The sequence below is a fragment of the Pseudomonas sp. CIP-10 genome (genome assembly GCF_020911845.1).
GTDB lineage: Bacteria > Pseudomonadota > Gammaproteobacteria > Pseudomonadales > Pseudomonadaceae > Aquipseudomonas > Aquipseudomonas alloputida.
The window spans coordinates 4,895,963-4,912,213 of record NZ_CP087160.1; the positions used below are offsets into that span (position 1 = coordinate 4,895,963).

A 16,251-nucleotide genomic window follows, 5' to 3' on the forward strand; every position below is an offset into this window, starting at 1 on the left:
AGAGGCCGGCCCCGATATCCCGCCACCGGATCCGCCCCCGATGCCCTTTTCCTTTCGCGCCCTGCGTCTGGGGCTGATCACCCTGCTGATCGTGCTGGGTACCGCACTCAGCGCCGGCTGGGCCATGCACCAGGCCAAGCGCCAGGCCATGGAAGACGACGCCAAGCGTGCCAGCCAGCAACTGGGCCTGTACGCCAACGCACTGCACACCCTGATCGATCGCTACCGTGCCCTCCCCGCCGTGCTGGCGCTGGACCCGGAGCTGATCGCAGCCTTGCGCGGCCCGGTCGACGAAAAGGTTCAGAACGCCCTGAACCTCAAGCTCGAACGCATCAATGGCGCCGCCAATTCCTCCACCCTCGAGCTGCTCGACCGCACCGGGCTGGCCATTGCCGCCAGCAACTGGCGGCTGCCCAGCAGCTACGTCGGCTCCAACTACGGTTTCCGCCCCTACTTCAAGCAAACCCGCAGCCAGGGCAGTGGCCGCTTCTATGCCGTGGGCGTGACCAGTGGCGTGCCGGGCTACTTCCTCGCCAGCGCGGTGAACGACGAGCATGGCCGATTCCTTGGCGCCATGGTGGTCAAGCTGGAGTTCCCCGAGCTGGAGCGCGAATGGCGACAGGGCAACGATATCCTGTTGGTCAGCGACGCCCGCGGCATCACTTTCATCGCAAACCAGGATGGCTGGCGCTACCGCGAGCTTCAGCCGCTCAGTGGCGCCGACCGTGCCGAGCTGGCCGAAACCCGCCAGTACGACAAGCAACCGCTGGTGCCGCTACACCATCAGGTGCTGACGCGGTTTGCCCCCTACAGCACCCTTAGCCGCGTGCAAGGCCCCGAGGGTAGTACCGAGTACCTGTGGGAAAGCCTGCCGCTGGAAGGCGAAAACTGGACCTTGCACCTGCTGCGCAAACCGCAGGTTGCTGCCGACGGCCGTAATGCCGCGCTTGGCGCCGCCGCCGTCTGGCTGAGCCTGGTGTTCGCCGCCCTTTTCGTCAGCCAACGCCTGCGCCTGGCACGCCTGCGCCAGCGCAGCCGGCAAGAACTCGAACGCCAGGTCGAAGAACGCACCCGCGAGCTGCGCACTGCCCAGGAAGGCCTGGTGCAATCAGCCAAGCTCGCCGCTCTCGGGCAGATGTCGGCGGCCATGGCCCACGAAATCAACCAGCCGCTGACCACCCAGCGTATGCAGCTGGAAACCCTGCGCCTGCTGCTTGACCATGGTCGCCATGACGAAGCGCGGCAAGCGCTGGAGCCACTGGAACAGATGCTCACGCGCATGGCAGCACTTACCAGCCACCTGAAAACCTTTGCCCGCAACAGCCCGATGGGCCTGCGTGAACGCCTTGACCTGGCAACCGTGGTCGACCAGGCCTTGCACCTGCTGGAAGCGCGCCTTCGCAACGAAGAAGTGGAAGTGGCGCTGTACCTGGCACGCCCGGCCTGGGTACGCGGCGATGCCATCCGCCTGGAGCAGGTGCTGATAAACCTCCTGCACAATGCACTCGACGCCATGCTCGACAAGCGTTACAAACGCCTGGAGATCCGCATCGAACCCGACGGGGCACTATGGCGCCTGAGTGTGCTCGACTCGGGTGGTGGCATTGCCGAAGCCGACCTGGCCAAGGTCTTCGACCCGTTCTTCACCACCAAACCGGTGGGGGAAGGGCTAGGGCTGGGCCTGGCCATTTCTTACGGCATCGTCCACGAGGCCGGCGGCCAGCTGCGGGCCGAAAACCTGCCTGGCGGCGCGCGCCTGAGCCTTACCCTGCCCCGTGACCTGGAGCCTGTATGTTGAATTCGGTGATCGTCGTCGATGATGAAGCCAGTATCCGCACTGCTGTCGAGCAATGGCTGAGTCTGTCTGGCTTCAGCGTGCAGTTGTTCGCTCACGCCGAAGCGTGCCTGGCACACCTGCCGCAGCACTTCCCTGGGGTGATCATCAGCGATGTGCGCATGCCGGGCATGGATGGCCTGCAATTGCTCGAACGCCTGCAGGCGAACGACCCCGACCTGCCCGTGATTCTGCTGACCGGTCACGGTGATGTACCGATGGCGGTAGAAGCCATGCGCATGGGGGCCTATGACTTCCTGGAAAAACCCTTCACGCCGCAAGACTTGCTGGGCAGCCTGCGCCGCGCCCTGGAAAAGCGCCAGCTGGTACTTGAGAACCGCCGGCTCCACGAGCAGGCCGACCTCAAGTCACGCCTGGAAGTCACGCTACTGGGCATGTCCCAGGGCCTGCAACAGCTGCGCCGGCAAGTGCTGGACCTGGCCGGACTGCCGGTGAACGTGCTGATTCGCGGTGAAACCGGCAGTGGCAAGGAGCGGGTGGCCCGCTGCCTGCACGACTTTGGCCCCCGTGCCGCCAAGCCCTTTGTAGCCCTTAACTGCGCAGCCATCCCCGAGTCGTTGTTCGAGGCCGAACTGTTCGGCCATGAGAGCGGCGCCTTCACGGGCGCCCAGGGTAAACGGATCGGCAAGCTGGAATATGCCAACGGTGGCACCGTGTTCCTCGACGAAATCGAGAGCATGCCACTGGCCCAACAGGCCAAGCTGTTGCGGGTGATACAGGAGCAGAAGCTGGAGCGCCTGGGGGCCAACCAGAGCATCAGCGTGGACCTGCGCATCATTGCTGCGACCAAGCCCGACCTGCTCGAGGAGGCTCGTGCCGGGCGCTTCCGCGAAGACCTGGCCTACCGCCTGAACGTGGCCGAATTGCGCCTGGCACCGCTGCGCGAGCGGCGGGAGGACATTCCGCTGCTGTTCGAACACTTTGCCCGTGCTGCAGGTGAAAAGCTGGGTCGCACCGCCCCGCCGCTATCGGCTGCACAGCTGGCGCAGCTGCTGTCACATGATTGGCCTGGCAACGTGCGTGAGCTGGCCAATGCGGCGGAGCGGCATGCGCTGGGGCTAGGTTCGCCAAACATCGAGGTGGCACCTGCCGGGCAGTCGCTGGGCGAGCAGATGGAAGCATTCGAGGCGCAATGCCTGCGCGCGGCCTTGCGTCAGCATGGGGGCGAGATCAAGTCGGTGATGGAGGCGTTGCAACTGCCGCGGCGCACCCTTAACGAGAAGATGCAACGGCATGGGCTGGTGCGCGAGGACTTTGTTGGGCAGGAATGAGCGGAAATCCGCTTATGACCTGCACCTGGTAGGCAAAAAACCGCTTATCACCTCGAGATTCCGGGCTGCTTTGCAGCCCTTCGCAGGCAAGCCCGCTCCCGCAAAGGGCAGCGCAAACCCCACTACTGTGCCGGTTTTGGGGTATTGGATGCCCTGAAATGAATCAGCCCGCCCCCATTTGGCACACCTTCTGCAATTGCCTTGGCAAGCTGCGCCACGGCGCGCTCCACAAAAACAACGAGAAGGTATCCCTGATGGATAACGCCACCTCCCTGCCCGCCGGGGCGGCCACCGCGCCTGCCGCAGAAAAAACCACCGCCAGCCGCCTGAAGTCGATTTTCAGCGGGTCCATCGGCAACATGGTCGAATGGTACGACTGGTACGTCTACGCCGCATTCTCGCTGTACTTCGCCAAGGCCTTCTTCCCCGCCGGCGACTCCACCGCACAACTGCTAAATACCGCTGCGATCTTCGCCGTGGGCTTCCTCATGCGCCCGATCGGTGGCTGGCTGATGGGCCTGTACGCCGACCGCAAGGGCCGCAAGGCCGCGCTGATGGCGTCGGTACTGCTCATGTGCGCAGGCTCGCTGGTCATCGCCCTGACCCCAGGTTATGAAACCATCGGCGTCGCCGCACCTGTCCTGCTGGTCATCGCGCGCCTGCTGCAGGGCCTGTCGGTGGGTGGTGAATACGGCACCTCGGCCACCTACCTCAGCGAAATGGCCAGCAAGGAGCGCCGTGGTTTCTTCTCCAGCTTCCAGTACGTGACCCTGATCTCTGGCCAGCTCATCGCCCTGGCGGTACTGATCATCCTGCAACAGACCCTGACCACCGAGCAGTTGTACGCCTGGGGCTGGCGCGTGCCGTTCGTGATCGGTGCGCTGTGCGCCGTGGTGGCCCTGTACCTGCGTCGTGGCATGGAAGAAACCGCCTCGTTCACCAAGAAGGAAAAGGCCAAGGAAAGCCTGATGCGCACCCTGCTGCGTCACCCCAAGGAGCTGATGACCGTCGTTGGCCTGACCATGGGCGGCACCCTGGCCTTCTACACCTACACCACCTACATGCAGAAATACCTGGTCAACACCGTGGGCATGAGCATCAGTGACTCAACCACCATCTCGGCCGCCACGCTGTTCCTGTTCATGTGCCTGCAGCCAGTGATCGGTGGTCTGTCCGACAAGATCGGCCGCCGTCCGATCCTGATCGCCTTCGGTGTGCTCGGCACCCTGTTCACCGTCCCCATCCTCAGCACCCTGCACACCATCCAGACCTGGTGGGGTGCGTTCTTCCTGATCATGGCCGCACTGATCATCGTAAGCGGCTATACCTCGATCAACGCCGTGGTCAAAGCCGAGCTGTTCCCTACCGAGATTCGCGCCCTGGGCGTGGGCCTGCCGTATGCCCTGACCGTGTCGATCTTCGGTGGCACCGCCGAATACGTGGCCCTGTGGTTCAAAAGCGCTGGGATGGAGAGCGGCTTTTACTGGTATGTCACCGCCTGTATCGCCTGCTCGCTGCTGGTTTACGCGACCATGAAAGACACCAAGCAGCACTCGCGGATTACCACTGAGTGAATGCGAAGCCGAAATGAAAAGGGCGCACCGTTTCAGGTGCGCCCTTTTCATTTGTTCGATCAGCACTTATGTCGCTGTGAGCCGACTAAACATTCTATTCGGCTCACTCGTACCTGAAAGCCGGTTCAGGACATCTCAAGCGCCTGTCGCGGGTCACGACGCTGGTACCAGTTGGCCATCAGCACCAGCACCAGCAACACCCCGCCCAGCACAGCCGAAGAGCCGACCGTGCCGAAGTCCAGGCCGCCCTTTTCATGGGGTTTGGTGAGGAAGTCGCCCAAGGTGGCGCCAAACGGCCGGGTGAGCACGAACGCGACCCAGAACAACACCACGCCGGGAATACGCGTCCAGTAGCGGGCGACCACCACCAGTGCAATGGTACTGCCAATCAACAGCGCACCGCCGGCAAAGCCCAGCCCCGAGTCATCGGCCAGGTAGTCGCCCAGCGCTGTGCCAAGGGTGTTGGAAAACAGGATTGCCACCCAGTAGAACAGCTCGCCCGTTCGGTTCTTGATGCGGTTGACATCCAGCGGGTTGCCGCTAAGGCGCCAGGCCAGGAAGGTAAGCAGCAGGATGCCGATGAGGAGGGCCGACCCCGTGGCATAACCCAGGCCCAGGGTGCGGTCCATGAAGTCGGAGATGGTGGTGCCAGCGGTACTGGTGGAGAGAATCACCAGCCAATACAACATCGGGTGGTAGCGGCGTGAGTAAAGCTGGCCGACCAAGGTCAGCAGGAACACGCTGATCAGCATCAACGAGCTGAGTGCATAGCCGATGTTCAACGTCATCGACAGCAAGTCGCCTGCCGTTTCGCCAAGGGTAGTTGCGCAGATCTTCATGACCCAGAAGGCCAAGGTGATTTGCGGGAGTTTGTTCATTGTTGTGCCGCTCCAGTCTAAGGTGCGGCGATGGTGCTGAGGTGCATCTGAAAAAACGGTTGGTGACGCATGAAAAAAGCGTTGATAGAACTTTGAAACAAGATATTTCGTTCTTAACGCCCCATTAATTCCCGCTCTTCAAGCTGCAATGGCTGAGAAAACGACGACGCGAGTGCTTGCAGCGAGTGGATGACCCCGCTGCCTGACTCACGCGCAGCGCACACAGACACATCTATTTATTCGATTTTTATGCGCTATTTTTTGCGCTTTTTAATCAAATTTATAGGCGTAGGATTAAACCCATAGAAACAAACAACCTCTCGCACCCTCGGAGCAGCAACCATGAAAAACAAACTGATCCTTGCCCTGGCCCTCTCGGTTTTCGCAGCTGGCGCCTTCGCCGAAGATGGCTTCGACCGGACCGACGCTCACACCTTTGCCGCGGTTCAAACCCAGCAAGCCAGCTACGCTGAAGACGGCTTCGACCGCACCGGTGGCCAACGCTTCGCCGAAGACGGCTTCGACCGCACCGGTGGCCAGCGCTTCGCTGAAGACGGCTTCGACCGCACCGGCGGCCAGCGCTTCGCTGAAGACGGCTTCGACCGCACCGGCGGCCAGCGCTTCGCTGAAGACGGCTTCGACCGCACCGGTGGCCAACGCTTCGCTGAAGACGGCTTCGACCGCACCAACGCGCACCGCATCAGCTGATACCTGATTGCGAGCACCCAGCCCGGCTTCGGCCGGGCTTGATCATTTGCACACGAGCTCAGGCTTGGCACACTAGGCACCTTGTCCACCAGGAGGTAGGGCCAACAAGCCCAGCACAGATGTATTACTACGAACCCGCCAAAGGCCACGGCCTGCCGCACGACCCGTTCAATGCCATCGTCGGTCCCCGCCCTATCGGCTGGATCTCCTCTCAGGACCGCGAAGGCCGCCTGAATCTGGCGCCTTACAGCTTCTTCAATGCGTTCAACTACATCCCGCCGATCATCGGTTTCTGCAGCGTCGGGCGCAAAGACAGCCTGAACAACATCGAGCAGACCGGTGAGTTCGTCTGGAACCTGGCCACCCGCCCACTGGCCGAGCAAATGAACCTGAGCTGCGCACCGGTTGCTGCCGAAGTGAGCGAATTCGAATTGAGCGGCCTCACTGCCGCACCGTCTAGCATCGTCAAGGTGCCGCGCGTGGGTGAAACGCCGGTAGCCTTCGAGTGCAAGGTCAGCCAGATCGTCCAGCTCAAGCGCGCCGACCAGCAAGAGGTACCCAGCTGGCTGATCCTTGGGGAAGTGGTGGCGGTGCACATTGCCGAGCACCTGTTGAACAACGGCATCTACGATACCGCTGCCGCCGAGCCGATCCTGCGTGGGGGTGGCCCGGCGGATTATTTCGAGCTGGGCAACCTGTTCAAGATGGCCCGGCCGCCGGCCTGATCACCAGACCAGCTCACCCTCTTCGCTGACGCCCTGCAGGCGTTGCAGCTCGGCGGTGGCCGCTTCGTCGGCGGCCACAGCGCCCTTGAACACCTGCCCGTCGAGAACCTTGTGAAAACGCGGCGCACCGCCCATGCCCAAGGCTTTGACTGCGATGGCCGCGTTGTAGCCGCCACCTTCCACCGGCACCATCGCCGATACCGCTTCGAAATGAGTGAATTCCCTACGTGCCATGTTGCTGTCCGCGTGATTGAACAAGGGCGTCACTTTACCTCATCCACGCTCAATCGAAGGTATGCAAGTCCAGGCTGCTGACCACCTGAGCCTGCACCAGCTCACCGAACACCTCCAGTGTCGGTGAAGCAAAGTAGCCACTCATCGCCTGCTGGTCCTGCCAGCTTCCGCTGAGCAACCACAGGTCAGCATCAGCCTGAGAACGCTGCACGGTGAAACTCAGGCATCCCGGTGCACGCAGCGAGGGCTCGAGCAGGTCACGCAGGCGCGCGCCCAGCTCTGCCGAGCGCCCGCTGCTGGCACGGATGAAAGCAAGGTGGGTGACCGGTTGTTTAAGGGTCATTGCACAATCTCCTTGAAGCAGGCGGACGGAAAAGCCAGGCTGCCAAGGTTAGGCGCTCACCCGCGCGACGCGTTAGGCCATTACTGCATGTCGATTGCCTGATCCTGCAGCGCGGCAGGATCAGGCAATCGACATGCAGCTTTCGACTAGCGCCCGTCTTTGCCCAAACCTATGCTGCGTCGGTCAGCAGAGGAAAGCCATCATGACCACCGCCACGTCCACCGAACCGACCCTGGAACTGCAGCGCCTGGAGCTGGCCGAGCTGATCAACCGCCACGCGGGCGAGCCCTACGGCCCAGCATCGGCCATCGATGACCTGTACCTGGTGCGTTACACCGAAAATGTGCGTTCTGTACCCACCCTGGCGCAGCCTGCCCTGTGCATCCTTGCCCAGGGCAGCAAAAGCCTGTTCCTGGGTGACGAGCAATACGCCTACGACCCACTGCATTACATGGTCGTTTCGGTAACCTTGCCACTCAGTGCCGTGAGGCTGGATGCCAGCCCCGAGAACCCAAGCCTGGGCCTGCGCATGGACCTGGACCCGGCCGAGATCAGCCAGCTGATCGCCGAGAGCGGACCGATGCTGGTACCCAATCGACCTTCCGGCCGTGGTTTGTATGTGGAAAGGACTGATGCCGCGTTACTCGATGCCCTGCTGCGGTTGCTGCGGCTGCTGGACACCCCGCGCGACATCGCAATGCTGGCGCCGCTGTTCCGCCGCGAGATTCTCTACCGCCTGCTGCGTGGGCCGCAGGGCTACCGGCTGTATGAAATTGCCTTGGCCAACAGCCAGACCCACCGGGTTTGCCAGGCCATCACTTGGCTCAACAACAACTTCCAACAGCCGCTGCGTATCGAGGACCTGGCGCGTGAGGTCAACCTCAGCACCTCGACCTTGCACCACCGCTTCAAGGCCGTGACCTCGATGAGCCCGCTTCAGTACCAGAAGCAACTGCGCCTGCAAGAGGCGCGGCGGCTGATGTTGAACGACGGGCTGGAGGCGGCGGTGGCGGCTTATCGGGTGGGTTATGAAAGCCCGTCGCAATTCAGCCGTGAATACAGCCGGCTTTACGGCGCGCCGCCAATTCGCGATGTGGCTCGGTTGCGGGCTACTGCGGTCTGAAGCTCGACACTCGCCTGCCCCGGCGCTTTCGCGGGTAAACCCGCACCTGCAGGTTTTTGCACAGATGCGAAAATTGCGCGCTGCCTGCAGGCACGAGAGGCCGATACAGGCAATCGCAATGCTTCAACCCAACACCGCGGCCTGCCACTGATTCTGGTCCACCTGAATCAAGGTCGGCCCCTTGCGCTCCACCGCTTGCCCGAGCGCCGCCTGCAATTGGGCAATATCGGCCACGTTCTCTGCTGCCGCGCCCAACGCTCGCGCCACGCCGATGAAATCCGGGGTATGGATATCCACACCGACCGGCTCGATCGCCCGATTGACCATGTATTTCTTGATTTCCTCGTACCCCTGGTTATTCCACAGCAGCACGATCAGCGGTACCTGTGCCTCCACTGCACTGGCCAGTTCCGGCAGGGTGAACTGCAAACCACCATCACCAATCAGGCACACCGCCGGAGCGCGTTCGACGGCCTGCTCGGCACTGCCCAACCAGGCGCCCATGGCTGCTGGCAACGCGTAACCCAAGGTGCCGTAACCGGTCGAGGCGTTGAACCAGCGGCGTGGCTGCTCCATGTCGAGTGTCAGGTTGCCGGTGTACACAGGTTGGGTCGAGTCGCCCACCAGAATCGCATCAGGCAGGCGCTCCAGTATGGCCCTCAGCAAACGTGTCTGGCTCAGGGTTGGCTGGTCCCAGTCTGCCGCCAGGACCTTGCGCAGGTCGGCCACGCGGGCCACGCCCCAAGTGCTTTCGTGCACTGGCTGCGGCTGGGCTTGCAGGGCACCGAGCAGCGCTTCGGCTGCCAGCTCGGCATCGGCTACCAGCGCCAGCTCCGGCAGATAATTGCGCACGGTCTGGTCCGGGTCGATGTCAATGCGCAGCAGCCTGCCCGGGATCTCGAAGCCTCCCTTGAAGGTCACGTCATAATCGGTTTCAGCCAGTTCGGTACCGATCGCCAGCACCACGTCGGCCTCGGCCACCAGCGCCCGTGTGGCGGGTAACGACTGGGTCGAGCCGATCTGCAATGGGTGGCTGGCTGGCAGCAAGCCTTTGGCATTGATGGTCAACGCCACCGGGGCCTGAAGGTGTTCGGCCAGGCGTGCCAACGCAGCGCCCGCAGCCAACGCCCCGCCACCGGCCAGAATCAGCGGCCGACGTGCACTGGCCAGTCGCTCAGCCATCTGCGCCACGGCCTGCGGTGCAGCCCCTGCCCGACTGCCCCGTACAGGGCGGCCCGGCAGCAGGAAGTCGGCCGGTTCAACCAGCACATCGAGCGGGATTTCGATATGCACCGGGCGTGGCCGGGCACTGTCGAACACGGCAAATGCCCTGGCCAGCACCTGCGGCAAGTCGGCTGCACTCATCAAGGTGTGGGAAAACGCCGCCACACCCGATACCAGCGCGGCTTGGTTGGGCAGTTCGTGCAGCTTGCCACGGCCACCGCCCAGCTGGTCACGGGACTGCACGCTGGAAATCACCAGCATCGGGATCGAGTCGGCATAGGCCTGGCCCATGGCAGTGGTGATATTGGTCATGCCCGGGCCGGTGATAATGAAGCACACCCCGGGTTTGCCGCGGGTGCGCGCATAGCCGTCAGCCATGAACCCGGCACCTTGCTCATGACGTGGGGTGATGTGGCGAATGGAAGAGCCCGCCAGGCCACGATAGAGCTCCACGGTATGTACACCGGGGATGCCGAAGACATGATCGACGCCATAGCCTTCAAGGAGTTTGACCAGTACTTCGCCGCAGGTTGCCATCAGGGGTCACCATGAATCGTGTTGGGGTATGCCCTTATTGGACCCAAGCCACGGCTATCGCCACAATGTAAAAAAACACATACTAGCCATGTCCTGTGATCATGGCTTACTGCAATGAAACGCCTCCCGCCCCTGCCTGCCCTGCACACGTTTCTGGTCACCGCCCAGCACTGCAACTTCACCCGTGCCGGGCAGCAGTTGCACATCACCCAGGGCGCTGTCAGCCGCCAGATTGCAGCCCTCGAAGAACACCTCGGTTATGCCCTGTTCAAGCGCGAGGCGCGTGGGTTGAGCCTGACCCGTGAAGGCCTGGACTGGCTGCCACGGGTGCAGCAGGTGTTCGCCCTGATCGAACAAGGGGTGCGCGAGGTGGGTGAGCACAGCACTACCTTGCAGCTGAAGGCACCAACCTGCGTAATGCGCTGGCTGCTGCCGCGTCTGATGGAGTGGCAGGCACTGCGCCCGGATGTGCCGGTTGAGCTGACCACGACCGTGCAGCACGGGGTGGATTTCCGTCGCGAGGGCTTCGATGCGGCAGTGGTCTACGGCGATGCGCCGAACCACGGGCTGCAGGTGCGCAAGCTGTTCGATGAGCAGCTGACCCCAGTGTGCGCACCGTCACTGCGTGAAGGGCCAGTGCCGTTGCAGCAGGTGGAAGACCTGGCCCGACATATGTTGCTGCATCCCTCGCGGGATGAACACGACTGGCGGTTGTGGTTGCAGGCGGCTGGAGTGACGCTCGCCACGCATGGGCCTAAACAACATTTCGAGACACTGGACATGGCGATGGCCATGGCCTCGCAGGGGACCGGGGTGGCAATCGGTGACTGGTCGCTGATTGGCGATGACCTGCGCGGTGGGCGGTTGTGCATGCCGTTTGCGCTGAAGGTGCTGACAGGCAAGGGGTATTACCTGGTGAGCCAGGCCAGGAGCGTACCGCCGGGGCTGCTGGAATTGCTGGACTGGCTGGAGGGCCAGGCCAGCCTGTGACGGCCCTTTCGCAGGCTCGCCCGCTCCCACAGGTTTGCACAGGCCTTGGTAGCTGTACGGTACCCATGGGAGCGGGCATGCCCGCAACGCAGGCGACTCAATAGCCGACTGTGAACCGTTGCCGCGAGTGCTGCGGCTTCTCCAGCTCATCCAGCATGGCAATCGCATAGTCGGCAAACGTGATCCAGCTCTTGCCGTCCGCACCGATCAACAGATGATCCTTGCCCAGCGTATAGTGACCTCTGCGCTCACCCTCAACGAACTCAGCCGAAGGCGAAAGGAAGGTCCAGTCCAGGTTCGGCTCGCGCCGCAGCGCCTCCAGAAAACGCACGCCGGCACTGGCCTCGGCTTTATACGCCTCCGGGAAATCCGGGCTGTCGATCACCCGGTGCCCTGACGGCAGCAACAAGCTACCGGCGCCACCCACCACCAGCAGGCGCTTGACCCCGGCGCGCTTCACCGGCTCGATGATGGCGTGCGGCTCCATTGTCGAGAAATGCGCGGCACTCAACACAGCGTCCATACCTGCGACCGCTGCCTGCAGGGCCGCGCTGTCCGTGGCATCCAGCGACTTGACGGTCACACCCTCACGCCCTTCAAGCGTGGAAGGGTCGCGGGCTATGGCCAGTACACGGTGACCACGGCGCAGGGCCTCTTCCAGTAACTGGCTGCCAGCCCGGCCGGTGGCACCGATGATTGCGATCTTGCTCATGAAATACTCTCCATCAGTTGAACGGAATGACCGCCCTTGGTGACCTTCGCCGCCAGCGCCAAGGCTCTCGTCTGCCGGCTTCGGGTAACGCCTTCTACCAAACAATGCGCATAGCTTAGTTACCCGATTCGTCACAAAAAATGCGATGCTCAGACATAGTTTGTTTCTGAAATCGGGCAAATCATGGACCGTCTCAACGCCATGCGTGTATTCGTCACAGTCATCGACCTGGGCAGCCAGTCGGCGGCGGCGGATTATCTGCAATTATCGCGGCCGGTCGTGTCGCGCTACCTGGCAGAGTTGGAAGACTGGGTTGGCACGCGGCTGATGCAGCGAACCACGCGCAAGCTCAGCCTCACGGCAGCCGGCCAGGAAACCCTGCCTCGCTGCCGGCAACTGCTGGAACTGGCCGGCGACCTGCAGGCCGCCGTGCAGCAGCCGGAAGACGCACCAAGGGGGGCACTGCGTATCAGCGTCAGTACCTCATTCGGCCAGGCACAGCTGGTGGATGCAGTGGCCGCCTATGTGCGGCGCTTTCCTGACGTGAAGGTAGAACTGCAGATGCTCGACTGCACCGTCAACCTGGTGGACGAGCGCATCGACCTGGCCATTCGCACCAGCAATGACGTGGACCCCAGCCTCATCGCCCGGCGCCTGAGTGTGTGCCGCTCGGTCGTGTGCGCGGCACCCGCCTACCTGAATGAGCGAGGCACGCCGCAACGGGTTGAGGAACTGAGCCTGCACAACTGCCTGACCCATGCCTACTTCGGACACAGCTTGTGGCATTTCACGGTAGCCGGCCAGCAGGTCGCCGTGCCCGTATCCGGAAACATCAGTGCCAACGAGGTGATGACCCTGCAAAGGGCTGCGCTGGCTGGCGCAGGTATCACCATGCTGCCAACCTACCAGGCCGCAGACGCCATACGCCGGGGTGAACTGGTGCGTCTGCTGCCCGAGGCCAAACCGCGTGAACTGAACCTGAATGCGGTGTATACGTCGCGCAAACACATGCCGGCGACCTTGCGCAGCATGCTGGATTTCCTGGTGCAGCGTTTCAAGGACGAACCGGCGTGGGATCGGGATCTATACTAGTGGCGTACACCCCTATCGCTGTCACGGGAGGTGAGCACCATGGGCATCAAATCCAGAAGAGTCGCCCTTGTCATGGCCCTTACCGCTGCCGCAGGGCTGTATGGCTCAGCCTGCTGGCGCGCCGAACTGCTACGCAGCCAGCCCAGCGTCGCCAATAGTTGCGAGCAGGCACATTGCGTGCCTCACAGTGCAACCTTGAGCGCCGTCCGTTGAATGGACGGCGCCCTGCTGATCACTCTTCGACGCTCATGTATTCCTTGGCCCAGCGAATGTAGTCTTCAGGCTGGGTGTAGGTGTGCGAGAGTTCGGTGGCACTGAGGTTTTCCGACTTGTTCTGCCGACCACGCTGCAGCCGCAGGCAGTCGTAAGTGGCCTTGATCGCGGCAAAGTAAGCCGCATGGCCATCGACCACGATGCGCACGCCCAGACGCGCCAGGCGCTCGTCATCGCGCAGGTTCGGGTTGCCATAGGTAACCAGCATCAGCGGCACAGTCAGGTGCTCGGCAATCTGCTCGAGCTGCTCGAAGTCTTTGACCCCGACCATGCAGATGCCATCAGCGCCCGCCTTCTGGTAGCTCTGGGTACGCACGATGATTTCTTCGGTGCTGAGTACGCCCGCGTTGGTACGGGCAATGATCGACAGGGACGAATCGACTCGTGCCTCCAGCGCCGCGCGGATCTTGCCAACGCCCTCCTCGACCGGGATCAGGTCAGTGGACTTGCGCCCGAACTGGGCAGGCAGCAGGGTGTCCTCGATGGTCAGTGCGGCCACACCGGCGCGCTCCAGTTCGATCACCGTGCGCATCACGTTCAGTGCGTTGCCATAGCCATGGTCGGCGTCGGCCAGTACCGGCAGTTGCGCGACCCGACCAATGCGGGTGGCCTGCTCGACGAACTCGCTGAGGGTGATCAGAGCGAAGTCTGGAGCAGCCAGTACCTGCAACGAAGCGACCGAACCGCCGAGGATACCGACTTCGAAGCCCAGGTCTGCGGCAATGCGTGCCGACATCGGGTCGAACACCGAGGCAGTGTGGAAACACGAACCCGAAGCGAGCAGCTCGCGGAAGGCAAAACGCAGATCTTGGTGGGAAGCCTTGGGCATGATCACTCCGCAAAAAAGTTGAAATTTGAACGGTAACTACCGACCCCTGTAATCGGGTCTACCTGACCTGTTCCAACCGTCGCCATCTGGGCGGTCATGCTCGACATGCAGGCAGAGGAATAAAAGGTGTGGGAGACAGCGGACTGAAAAACCTGAGTCAATATGCTGCACCAACCTGGTGCAAGCCCCGGATTTCAGCCTCTGTGGCATACCAACGATATCACGCAGCCATGCAGCACTGGATGAATGCGCCAATGCCGATCTTGCATAGGGGATGCAGATAGTACATAGGAAGCTACCTAACTCAGGTTACAATCCGAGGGCTTCTGTGAGAGCAGGCTTGCCCGTGAAGGGGCCGCCATAGACAAACAAGGTATTCCCGTGACCGCCGCCCTGCCCCCCACCGCCCTGCGCAACGTGCTCACCGCCCTGATGCTGGCCATCTTCCTCGGCGCACTGGACCAGACCATCGTCGCCGTCTCGCTGCCCGCCATCTCGGCGCAGTTCAGCGATGTCGGCCTGCTGGCCTGGGTCATCTCCGGTTATATGGTGGCCATGACCGTGGCCGTGCCGATCTACGGCAAACTGGGCGACCTTTACGGCCGGCGCCGGATGATCCTCACCGGCATCAGCCTGTTCACCCTGGCCTCCATTGCCTGCGCCATGGCCCAGGACATGCCGCAACTGGTGCTGGCCCGGGTACTGCAGGGTATCGGCGCAGGCGGGATGGTCTCGGTGAGCCAGGCAATCATTGGCGACTTCGTGCCCCCACGCGAACGCGGCCGCTACCAGGGCTACTTCAGCAGCATGTACGCTGCGGCCAGCGTGGCCGGGCCAGTGCTGGGCGGCTGGTTGACCGAGTACCTGTCGTGGCGCTGGGTGTTCTGGATCAACCTGCCGCTGGGGCTGGTCGCCTTGTGGGCCATTCGCCGTGCGCTCGCTGACATGCCGGTGCAGCGTCGCGAGGCACAGGTGGACTACCTTGGCGCCATGCTGTTGATTCTCGGCCTTGGCAGCCTGCTGCTGGGCATCACCTTGGTGGGCCAGGGCCACGCCTGGGCCGACCCGGCCGTGCTGGCGCTGTTCGGCTGCGCCCTACTGGGCCTGGCGCTTTTCATCGCACACGAACGCCGCTGCCCAGAGCCGCTGCTGCCGCTCAGCCTGTTTGGCAACCGTGTGGCAGTGCTGTGCTGGGCGGTGATCTTCTTCGCCAGCTTCCAGTCCATTTCCCTGACCATGCTCATGCCCTTGCGTTACCAGAGCATTACCGGCGCCGGTGCCGACAGCGCCGCCCTGCATCTGCTGCCGCTGGCCATGGGGCTGCCCATGGGCGCCTTCACAGGTGGCCGCATGACCAGCCGGACCGGGCGCTACAAGCCACAGATCCTGGCCGGTGCACTGCTGATGCCAGTGGCCATTTTCGCGATGGCACTGACTCCGCCGCAATCAGCGTTGCTCAGTGCGCTGTGCATGCTGCTGACCGGTATAGCCTGCGGGCTGCAATTCCCGACCTCACTGGTGGGCACACAAAGCGCGGTGGCCAGCAAGGACATCGGCGTGGCCACCAGCACCACCAACCTGTTCCGCTCGCTGGGCGGAGCCATGGGCGTAGCGTGCATGTCCAGCCTTTTGCTGGCACTGCTGCATCAAGGTGGTTTCGACTTGATGGGTAACCCGTTGCTGGGGAGTTTGAAGGCCGCAGAGGTGGATCTGGTGACTCAAGGGCGGTTGCTGGAGACGTTCAGGCAACTGCTGATGGGGAGTGCGCTTGTCGCGGTGCTGGGACTGTTCGCGGCATTTGCTTTGCCTGACCGGCAATTGCGCGGCCGCTGAAGGTTGCACACGGGCTGCCGCCTTGTGGTGTGAACAGCTGCAAGGCGGCG

General features: G+C 62.7%; 15 protein-coding genes. 9 read left to right on the forward strand and 6 right to left on the reverse strand.

The genetic code is table 11. The features are described from left to right. Positions 1–40 precede the first annotated feature (40 nt). The 3 genes from LMH93_RS22090 to LMH93_RS22100 all read left to right on the forward strand — a co-directional run bounded on the left by LMH93_RS22090 (position 41) and on the right by LMH93_RS22100 (position 4,700). On the forward strand, positions 41–1,798 hold the full coding sequence (locus tag LMH93_RS22090; RefSeq protein ID WP_014859146.1) for an ATP-binding protein: 1,758 nt from the start codon (positions 41–43) through the stop codon (positions 1,796–1,798). Then, positions 1,792–3,126 (forward strand): sigma-54-dependent transcriptional regulator, encoded by a 1,335-nt coding sequence (locus LMH93_RS22095; protein ID WP_003251989.1) that lies wholly within the window; start codon positions 1,792–1,794, stop codon positions 3,124–3,126. The genes LMH93_RS22090 and LMH93_RS22095 overlap by 7 nt, the downstream gene beginning before the upstream one ends. 254 nt (positions 3,127–3,380) lie before the next feature. Then, positions 3,381–4,700, forward strand: coding sequence for an MFS transporter (locus tag LMH93_RS22100; protein ID WP_108191247.1), 1,320 nt, complete (start codon positions 3,381–3,383; stop codon positions 4,698–4,700). Between the two features lie 125 nt (positions 4,701–4,825). Here the strand turns inward: LMH93_RS22100 and LMH93_RS22105 are convergent, their stop codons facing one another. After that, entirely contained in the window at positions 4,826–5,578 is a 753-nt protein-coding gene (locus LMH93_RS22105) for a COG4705 family protein (protein ID WP_003251984.1), read from the reverse strand. Between the two features lie 342 nt (positions 5,579–5,920). Between LMH93_RS22105 and LMH93_RS22110 the strand changes: the two genes are divergently transcribed. Both LMH93_RS22110 and LMH93_RS22115 read left to right on the forward strand, forming a co-directional pair. Then, a complete protein-coding gene (locus LMH93_RS22110; RefSeq protein WP_230064589.1) occupies positions 5,921–6,286 on the forward strand; it encodes a heme utilization protein in 366 nt (121 codons plus the stop codon). A 119-nt stretch (positions 6,287–6,405) separates the two neighbouring features. Further along, a complete protein-coding gene (locus tag LMH93_RS22115; protein WP_019752466.1) occupies positions 6,406–7,011 on the forward strand; it encodes a flavin reductase family protein in 606 nt (201 codons plus the stop codon). Here the strand turns inward: LMH93_RS22115 and LMH93_RS22120 are convergent, their stop codons facing one another. Beyond that, complete coding sequence (locus LMH93_RS22120; RefSeq protein ID WP_014859143.1) at positions 7,012–7,278, reverse strand: hypothetical protein; 267 nt, start codon at positions 7,276–7,278, stop codon at positions 7,012–7,014. Between the two features lie 16 nt (positions 7,279–7,294). Then, the gene (locus LMH93_RS22125) at positions 7,295–7,588 is read right to left on the reverse strand and encodes a putative quinol monooxygenase (RefSeq protein WP_003251976.1); all 294 of its coding nucleotides are present in this window, start codon (positions 7,586–7,588) and stop codon (positions 7,295–7,297) included. A 202-nt stretch (positions 7,589–7,790) separates the two neighbouring features. Here LMH93_RS22125 and LMH93_RS22130 point away from each other — a divergent pair, with 202 nt between their 5' ends. Then, entirely contained in the window at positions 7,791–8,711 is a 921-nt protein-coding gene (locus tag LMH93_RS22130; protein ID WP_003251974.1) for an AraC family transcriptional regulator, read from the forward strand. Positions 8,712–8,834: 123 nt separating this feature from the next. Here the strand turns inward: LMH93_RS22130 and LMH93_RS22135 are convergent, their stop codons facing one another. Further along, complete coding sequence (locus LMH93_RS22135) at positions 8,835–10,472, reverse strand: 5-guanidino-2-oxopentanoate decarboxylase (RefSeq protein ID WP_185280000.1); 1,638 nt, start codon at positions 10,470–10,472, stop codon at positions 8,835–8,837. A 114-nt stretch (positions 10,473–10,586) separates the two neighbouring features. On the opposite strand from LMH93_RS22135, the gene LMH93_RS22140 reads away from it, so the two are divergent. Next, positions 10,587–11,462, forward strand: a complete 876-nt coding sequence (locus tag LMH93_RS22140) for a LysR substrate-binding domain-containing protein (RefSeq protein ID WP_108191226.1) — start codon at positions 10,587–10,589, stop codon at positions 11,460–11,462. Between the two features lie 97 nt (positions 11,463–11,559). Here the strand turns inward: LMH93_RS22140 and LMH93_RS22145 are convergent, their stop codons facing one another. Continuing rightward, on the reverse strand, positions 11,560–12,174 hold the full coding sequence (locus LMH93_RS22145; protein ID WP_003251968.1) for an NAD(P)-dependent oxidoreductase: 615 nt from the start codon (positions 12,172–12,174) through the stop codon (positions 11,560–11,562). A 183-nt stretch (positions 12,175–12,357) separates the two neighbouring features. On the opposite strand from LMH93_RS22145, the gene LMH93_RS22150 reads away from it, so the two are divergent. Continuing rightward, the gene (locus tag LMH93_RS22150; protein WP_185279998.1) at positions 12,358–13,266 is read left to right on the forward strand and encodes a LysR family transcriptional regulator; all 909 of its coding nucleotides are present in this window, start codon (positions 12,358–12,360) and stop codon (positions 13,264–13,266) included. Between the two features lie 232 nt (positions 13,267–13,498). Here the strand turns inward: LMH93_RS22150 and LMH93_RS22155 are convergent, their stop codons facing one another. Beyond that, entirely contained in the window at positions 13,499–14,368 is an 870-nt protein-coding gene (locus LMH93_RS22155) for an isocitrate lyase/PEP mutase family protein (protein ID WP_003251963.1), read from the reverse strand. A 381-nt stretch (positions 14,369–14,749) separates the two neighbouring features. On the opposite strand from LMH93_RS22155, the gene LMH93_RS22160 reads away from it, so the two are divergent. Next, positions 14,750–16,201 (forward strand): MDR family MFS transporter, encoded by a 1,452-nt coding sequence (locus LMH93_RS22160; RefSeq protein ID WP_185279997.1) that lies wholly within the window; start codon positions 14,750–14,752, stop codon positions 16,199–16,201. Positions 16,202–16,251: the final 50 nt, after the last annotated feature.

Bases quoted from the DNA above. Each gene is read 5' to 3' on its own strand.
- LMH93_RS22095 (WP_003251989.1), top strand. From the start codon at position 1,792: ATGTTGAATTCGGTGATCGTCGTCGATGATGAAGCCAGTATCCGCACT.
- LMH93_RS22105 (WP_003251984.1), bottom strand. From the start codon at position 5,578: ATGAACAAACTCCCGCAAATCACCTTGGCCTTCTGGGTCATGAAGATC.
- LMH93_RS22135 (WP_185280000.1), bottom strand. From the start codon at position 10,472: ATGGCAACCTGCGGCGAAGTACTGGTCAAACTCCTTGAAGGCTATGGC.
- LMH93_RS22130 (WP_003251974.1), top strand. From the start codon at position 7,791: ATGACCACCGCCACGTCCACCGAACCGACCCTGGAACTGCAGCGCCTG.
- LMH93_RS22110 (WP_230064589.1), top strand. From the start codon at position 5,921: ATGAAAAACAAACTGATCCTTGCCCTGGCCCTCTCGGTTTTCGCAGCT.
- LMH93_RS22150 (WP_185279998.1), top strand. From the start codon at position 12,358: ATGGACCGTCTCAACGCCATGCGTGTATTCGTCACAGTCATCGACCTG.
- LMH93_RS22100 (WP_108191247.1), top strand. From the start codon at position 3,381: ATGGATAACGCCACCTCCCTGCCCGCCGGGGCGGCCACCGCGCCTGCC.
- LMH93_RS22125 (WP_003251976.1), bottom strand. From the start codon at position 7,588: ATGACCCTTAAACAACCGGTCACCCACCTTGCTTTCATCCGTGCCAGC.
- LMH93_RS22140 (WP_108191226.1), top strand. From the start codon at position 10,587: ATGAAACGCCTCCCGCCCCTGCCTGCCCTGCACACGTTTCTGGTCACC.
- LMH93_RS22115 (WP_019752466.1), top strand. From the start codon at position 6,406: ATGTATTACTACGAACCCGCCAAAGGCCACGGCCTGCCGCACGACCCG.
- LMH93_RS22155 (WP_003251963.1), bottom strand. From the start codon at position 14,368: ATGCCCAAGGCTTCCCACCAAGATCTGCGTTTTGCCTTCCGCGAGCTG.
- LMH93_RS22145 (WP_003251968.1), bottom strand. From the start codon at position 12,174: ATGAGCAAGATCGCAATCATCGGTGCCACCGGCCGGGCTGGCAGCCAG.
- LMH93_RS22090 (WP_014859146.1), top strand. From the start codon at position 41: ATGCCCTTTTCCTTTCGCGCCCTGCGTCTGGGGCTGATCACCCTGCTG.